At 67.9% G+C, this 5,336-nt stretch carries 5 protein-coding genes; 1 reads left to right on the top strand and 4 read right to left on the bottom strand.

Translation table 11 applies throughout. The features are described 5' to 3' along the window. Positions 1–112: 112 nt before the first annotated feature. The 3 genes from ACFXB5_RS45860 to arc all read right to left on the bottom strand — a co-directional run bounded on the left by ACFXB5_RS45860 (position 113) and on the right by arc (position 4,004). A complete protein-coding gene (locus ACFXB5_RS45860; protein WP_020872584.1) occupies positions 113–331 on the bottom strand; it encodes a ubiquitin-like protein Pup in 219 nt (72 codons plus the stop codon). Between the two features lie 135 nt (positions 332–466). After that, entirely contained in the window at positions 467–1,978 is a 1,512-nt protein-coding gene (dop, locus tag ACFXB5_RS45855) for a depupylase/deamidase Dop (RefSeq protein WP_385219923.1), read from the bottom strand. A 259-nt stretch (positions 1,979–2,237) separates the two neighbouring features. Then, positions 2,238–4,004 (bottom strand): proteasome ATPase, encoded by a 1,767-nt coding sequence (gene arc, locus ACFXB5_RS45850; RefSeq protein ID WP_385219920.1) that lies wholly within the window; start codon positions 4,002–4,004, stop codon positions 2,238–2,240. 257 nt (positions 4,005–4,261) lie between these two features. On the opposite strand from arc, the gene ACFXB5_RS45845 reads away from it, so the two are divergent. Beyond that, complete coding sequence (locus tag ACFXB5_RS45845; protein ID WP_385219919.1) at positions 4,262–4,552, top strand: ferredoxin; 291 nt, start codon at positions 4,262–4,264, stop codon at positions 4,550–4,552. A gap of 18 nt (positions 4,553–4,570) precedes the next feature. On the opposite strand, the gene ACFXB5_RS45840 is transcribed toward ACFXB5_RS45845, so the two are convergent. Continuing rightward, complete coding sequence (locus ACFXB5_RS45840) at positions 4,571–5,158, bottom strand: hypothetical protein (protein ID WP_307841389.1); 588 nt, start codon at positions 5,156–5,158, stop codon at positions 4,571–4,573. Positions 5,159–5,336: the final 178 nt, after the last annotated feature.

Raw genomic sequence — 5,336 nt, 5'->3', positions numbered from 1 at the left:
GGGTGTGTTTTTTTTTAAACCCCCCCCCCCCGCCCCCCACCAACCCCCGGGCCTTGGATCACACCGCGCGCCGCCCCCCCGCGGGGCCCCCCCCCCACGGAGAGGACGCGCCTTACTGCCCGCCCTTCTGGACGAAAGACCTCACGAAGTCCTCCGCGTTCTCCTCGAGTACGTCGTCGATCTCGTCCAGCACGGAGTCGACGTCGTCCGAGAGCTTCTCCTGCCGCTCCTTGAGGTCGTCCGCGGCCTGTGCGTCCTGCGTCTGCTCCTCGACCTCTTCGGTCGAGCGCGACGCCTTCTGCTGACCGCCGCCGGTGTCCTTGGTCGCCATTTCCCTCACCCCGCTCGGTTCGCCCGCTGATTCGATCGGTCTCAAGATCAGACCCTACAAGCAGGGTCCGACATCGGCCTCCCACTCGCTACAACGCACGGAGGCCACCTCGATGATTCCCGGCCCAAGGGCATTTCAGCCTCCGGACAGCACCCGGACCAGGTCCTCGGCCGTGCGGCAGCGGTCCAGCAACTCCTTGACGTGGTTGCGGGTGCCGCGCAGCGGCTCCAGGGTGGGAACCCGTTGCAGAGAGTCACGACCCGGCAGGTCGAAGATCACCGAGTCCCAGGAGGCTGCGGCCACGTCGTCCGCGTACTGCTCCAGGCAGCGGCCGCGGAAGTAGGCGCGGGTGTCCTCCGGGGGCTTGTTCTGGGCGCGTGCGATGTCCTGGTCCTCCAGCAGCCGCTTCATCTTGCCGCGGGCCACCAGCCGGTTGTACAGACCCTTGTCCGGGCGCACGTCGGCGTACTGCAGGTCCACCAGATGGAGCCGGGCCGCGTCCCATTCCAGGGCGTCGCGGCGGCGGTAGCCCTCGAGCAGCTCCCGCTTGGCGATCCAGTCCAGCTCGCCGGACAGGCTCATGGGGTCGCGCTCCAGCCGGTTCAGCACGTCCTCCCAGCGGGCCAGGACGTCCCGGGTCTGCTCGTCGGCGTCCGCGCCGTAGCGGTCCTCGACGTATTTGCGGGCGAGCTCGAAGTACTCCATCTGGAGCTGCACCGCGGTAAGCGTACGGCCGCTGCGCAGCGTGACGAGACGGCGCAGCGTCGGGTCGTGCGAGACCTGGTGCAGGGTGCGCACCGGCTGGTCCACCGCGAGGTCCACGGCGATAAAGCCGTCCTCGATCATCGACAGCACCAGGGCGGTGGTGCCCAGCTTGAGGTACGTCGACAGCTCGGAGAGGTTGGCGTCGCCGATGATCACATGGAGCCGGCGGTACTTCTCGGCGTCGGCGTGCGGCTCGTCGCGGGTGTTGATGATCGGGCGCTTGAGCGTGGTCTCCAGGCCGACCTCGACCTCGAAGTAGTCCGCCCGCTGGCTGATCTGGAAGCCGTGCTCATGGCCGTCCTGGCCGACGCCGACGCGGCCCGCGCCCGTGACGACCTGGCGGGAGACGAAGAAGGGCGTCAGGTGGCGCACGATGTCCGAGAAGGCGGTCTCCCGCTTCATCAGGTAGTTCTCATGCGTGCCGTAAGAGGCGCCCTTGTTGTCGGTGTTGTTCTTGTAGAGGTGGATGGGCTGGCCACCGGGCAGCTCGGCGGCGCGCAGCGCGGCCTCGGCCATGATGCGCTCGCCGGCCTTGTCCCAGAGCACCGCGTCCCGGGGGTTGGTGACCTCGGGGGCGGAGTACTCGGGGTGGGCGTGGTCCACATAGAGCCGCGCGCCATTGGTGAGGATCACATTGGCCAGGCCGATGTCCTCGTCCGTGAGCTGGCTGGCGTCGGCGGAGTCACGCGCGAGGTCGAATCCGCGGGCGTCCCGCAGCGGGTTCTCCTCCTCGAAGTCCCAGCGGGCGCGGCGCGCCCGGTGCATCGCCGCCGCGTAGGCGTTGACGACCTGGGATGAGGTGAGCATGGCATTGGCGTTAGGGTGCCCCGGGACGGAGATCCCGTACTCCGTCTCGATTCCCATTACGCGCCGTACGGTCATGCGGCCCTCCTTGCCCGGCGCCGCCCCCGGCTGGGGTCGGCGCTCAAGTACCGCTGCGCTCCCGGTCCATCCGCGGGCCCCGATCCCCCGTGCCGCGATACTGCGGTACCGAAGAGCCTAGAACGGCCAAGCGGTGCTGCGGAGATCATTACAGTCATTGCTCCGGTCGGGCTCGTAGGACTCATACGAAGAATGCGGTCCGAAAAGCGCATCCGGCTGCGGATGCCCCGTCCAGGACATCCGCAGCCGGACCGCGGTGTTACAGGTACTGACCGGTGTTCGCCACCGTGTCGATGGAGCGTCCGGTGTCCGCGCCCTGCTTTCCGGTGACCAGGGTGCGGATGTAGACGATCCGCTCGCCCTTCTTGCCGGAGATCCGGGCCCAGTCGTCCGGGTTCGTGGTGTTGGGCAGGTCCTCGTTCTCCTTGAACTCGTCCACGCAGGCGGCGAGCAGATGGGAGACCCGAAGGCCCTTCTGGTTGTGGTCCAGGAAATCCTTGATCGCCATCTTCTTGGCGCGGTCCACAATGTTCTGGATCATGGCGCCGGAGTTGAAGTCCTTGAAGTAGAGGACTTCCTTGTCGCCATTGGCGTAGGTGACCTCCAGGAAGCGGTTCTCCTCGGACTCGGTGTACATCTGCTCGACCACCGACTGGATCATCCCGCCGATGGCGGCCTTGGGCGACCCGCCGTGCTCGGAGAGGTCGTCGCCGTGGATCGGCAGGGACTCCGTCAGGTACTTCGAGAAGATGTCCTTGGCGGCCTCGGCGTCCGGACGCTCGATCTTGATCTTCACATCGAGGCGGCCGGGGCGCAGGATCGCGGGGTCGATCATGTCCTCGCGGTTGGAGGCACCGATGACGATCACGTTCTCCAGGCCCTCCACACCGTCGATCTCGGAGAGCAGCTGGGGGACGATGGTGTTCTCCACGTCCGAGCTGACCCCGGAGCCACGGGTGCGGAAGAGGGAGTCCATCTCGTCGAAGAAGACGATGACGGGCGTGCCATCGCTGGCCTTCTCCCGAGCCCGCTGGAAGACCAGCCGGATGTGCCGCTCCGTCTCGCCGACGTACTTGTTGAGCAGCTCGGGGCCCTTGATGTTGAGGAAGAAGCTCTTCCCCGCGGGCTTGCCGGTCACCTCGGCGACCTTCTTGGCAAGGGAGTTGGCCACGGCCTTGGCGATCAGCGTCTTACCGCAGCCGGGCGGGCCGTACAGCAGCACACCCTTGGGCGGCCGCAGTTCGTGCTCCTTGAAGAGGTCGGGGTAGAGATACGGGAGCTCGACCGCGTCGCGGATCAGCTCGATCTGGTTTCCCAGACCGCCGATCTTGTTGTAGTCGATGTCCGGCACCTCTTCGAGGACAAGCTCCTCGACCTCGCTCTTCGGTACCACCTCGTAGACATAGCCGGACCGGGACTCGAGCAGCAGGGCGTCACCGGGCCGGATGGTGGTGCTCAGCAGCGGCTCCGCCAGCCGCACCACCCGCTCCTCGTCGGTGTGCCCGATCACCAGGGCGCGCTCGCCGTCCTCAAGGACTTCCTTGAGGGTGACGATGTCCCCGGCGCGCTCGAACTCCATGGCCTCGACCACATTGAGCGCCTCGTTGAGCATGACCTCCTGGCCGCGCTTGAGGTCGTCGAGCTCGACGCTTGGGCTGACATTCACCCGGAGTTTACGGCCCCCGGTAAAGATGTCCGCCGTGCCGTCCTCGTTCGCCTGCAGAAAGGCTCCGAAACCGGCCGGCGGCTGGGCGAGCCGGTCGACCTCCTCCTTGAGGGCCACGATCTGGTCGCGGGCCTCACGGAGTGTGTTCGCGAGCCGCTCGTTCTGTGCGGAGACTCCCGCCAGATTGGTCTGCAGCTCGACGATCCGCTCTTCGAGAATCCTCGTATGACGCGGAGAGTCGGCGAGCTTGCGGCGCAGGACGGCGATTTCCTGCTCGAGATAGGCAACCTGGCCGGCAGGGTCGTCAGACCCCCGCCCCGGCCGGATGCCGCGGTTGATGTCGTCGTCGTGGGCTGCCACGGTCCTCACCTCCTCCAAGGGGAGCTGGACGCTTCCTGACCCTACCTGGGCCGGTGCGGGTTGAAACCCCTAGATCACAAACCCGGTCGGCGTGTGTCCGATCTTCACCCTTGCGCACTCCCTCACGCCAGGTGAATACCCACCCAACAACATCGGAAAGCGAGCGGTTGTATCGTCGACACGGTCAACACCCGTCAGGGCTGGCGATATTTAGACAATGTTGAATCGCGTATCGAAGGAACAGGAGGGGGCACACCGTGCGGAACGAGGAGCTCGGCGGTCTTGAGGTCTGGATCGACCAGGATCTGTGCACCGGGGACGGCATCTGCGCCCAGTACGCTCCCGAGGTCTTCGAACTCGACATCGACGGTCTAGCCTACGTCAAGAGCGCCGACGATGAGCTGCTACAGGAGAAGGGCGCGACCACCCCGGTCCCCCTGGCCCTGCTGACCGAGGTCAGGGATTCCGCCAAGGAGTGCCCCGGCGACTGCATCCATGTACGCCGCGTCACGGACCGGGTCGAGGTCTACGGACCCGACGCGGGGTGACACACCGCGAGTAACCGCTCACACACTCCCCGGCACCGGCAGCGCCTTCAGCACGAACTTTCCGTCCCGCCACCGCCAGTTGACCTTGCGCTGCAGATCCGGACAGCACCGCGGGACCTTGGCCGACGAGTATCCCAGCAACGTGGCCGAAACCCTCTTTCCGCGCACCGCGAAATCGCTGATGCTCATCCCTTCCTTCGGATCCACGAAGGTGGCCACCACGCGGGGCGCGGCGCCCGCGTGGCCGGTCGGCTGGGAGAGCACATAGACGCCGCTGGGCGGGGTGCCGAAAGCGGTCCGGCAGCGCACCACGGCGACGGTCTCCGGCCGCCCGTCCCCGTCCAGGTCCGCCGAGCCCCGGTCGACGACGTCGGGCCGGGCCCGTCCGCAGTTCATCGGATAGTCCGCGGCGCGGGGGTCGGGGGCCTTGGCGGCCGGGAGCCCCCCGGTGCCCGGCGCGGAGGCGGTGGTGGACGTGGTGGCCTTGGCGTCGGAGGGCTGGAAGAACGACCCTCCGGCGATGACCGCGGCCACGGCGGCCGCGGTCGCCACCCAGTGCACCGGACGGGGTTGGGTGTGCGCGAGATCCGGGCCCAGAGGCTGCACGCGGGATGACTCCATGTGAGGGGCTGAGGCGGGAGATGACCCGCATGGTGCCACATCTCACAGGGGCGCGGGCCCCCCCCCCCCCCCCCCCCACAACGGGGGGGGCGCCCCCGGGGGAGGGGGGGGGGCGCCCCCGGGCGGCGCCGGGGGGGGGCCCGGCGCGGCCGCCGCGCCGGGC

Origin of the sequence: Streptomyces sp. NPDC059455 (genome assembly GCF_042750115.1) — a bacterium.
Lineage (GTDB): Bacteria > Actinomycetota > Actinomycetes > Streptomycetales > Streptomycetaceae > Streptomyces > Streptomyces endocoffeicus.
Note: the sequence above shows the minus strand (reverse complement) of the source record. Positions and strands in the feature narration are given on the sequence as shown.

Bases quoted from the DNA above. Each gene is read 5' to 3' on its own strand.
- ACFXB5_RS45860 (WP_020872584.1), bottom strand. From the start codon at position 331: ATGGCGACCAAGGACACCGGCGGCGGTCAGCAGAAGGCGTCGCGCTCG.
- dop (WP_385219923.1), bottom strand. From the start codon at position 1,978: ATGACCGTACGGCGCGTAATGGGAATCGAGACGGAGTACGGGATCTCC.